We start from the raw sequence: 991 nt of genomic DNA, 5'->3' as shown, positions 1-991 counted from the left end.
GATGCTAAAACAGCAGAAGCAACAGCTAAATCTAATTCAGATAAAGCAACTCAAGCTCTAGCGGATGAAAAAGCTAAAACAGCTGATCTAAACAAAAAAGTGGAAGATTTAAAAGCCGCACAAGCAAAAGCTGAAGAAGAACTTAGAAAAATTAATAGAAATAATAATAAATCATTAAAGAAAGCAAGAAAAAATGTTGATAAAGCTAAAACAGCCGTTGCCGCTGCTAATGCTAAATTTGATGCTGCCAAAAAAGTTAAATTATCAAAAAACGATCTTGATAGTTTAGTTGAAGCTGAAAAACAAGAAAAATTCTTTAAAGAGCAATTGAAATGAGATGAAGATTGAGCAAAATCAATGATTAAAACAAAAGCTTCGGTGGCTGCTTTAAAAAAACGTAAAGAAGGACATGAATCAGAACATGAATATTGAGTAAAAAAACTAGAAGAGTACAAAAAAATATTCAATAATAAATTACCGAAAGAAGCAAAAGCTAAAAGAGAGGCGCAAAAGAAACTTAATGACGCTATAAAAAATAGAGATGATATAAGAACTGCGATTAAAAATGATGCCGCATTAAAAGCTGCACAAGCTAAACTAAATAAAATCAAAGCTGCATTAAAAGCTGCACAAGCTAAACTTGACGCTAACGCTAAAACAATCAGCAACTTAGATAAAGCAAACAAATCAGCAACAACAGCTCTTAATACTGCTAAAGCAACAACAAAAGCTGCACAAGCTAAACTTGACGCTAATACTAAAACAATCAGCGACTTAGATAAAGCAAACAAATCAGCTACAACAGCTCTTAATACTGCTAAAGCAACAACAAAAGCTGCACAAGCTAAACTTGATGCTAACACTAAAACAATCAGTGACTTAGATAAAGCAAACAAATCAGCTACAACAGCTCTTAATACTGCTAAAGCAACAACAAAAGCTGCACAAGCTAAACTTGACGCTAACACTAAAACAATCAGTGACTTAGATA

Annotated in this window: 1 protein-coding gene; it reads left to right on the top strand. The window is 32.7% G+C overall.

Annotated features, from left to right (window positions below):
- A partial coding sequence (locus C4B25_RS04800; RefSeq protein WP_210725188.1) for a hypothetical protein occupies positions 1-991 on the top strand: 991 nt, incomplete at both ends.

It is taken from the genome of Mycoplasma todarodis, from assembly GCF_004335995.1.
In the GTDB taxonomy this organism is placed as follows: domain Bacteria; phylum Bacillota_I; class Bacilli_A; order Mycoplasmatales; family Metamycoplasmataceae; genus Mycoplasma_K; species Mycoplasma_K todarodis.
The sequence above is the reverse complement of the archived record's forward strand: the minus strand, read 5'-3'. Positions and strand labels throughout refer to the sequence as shown.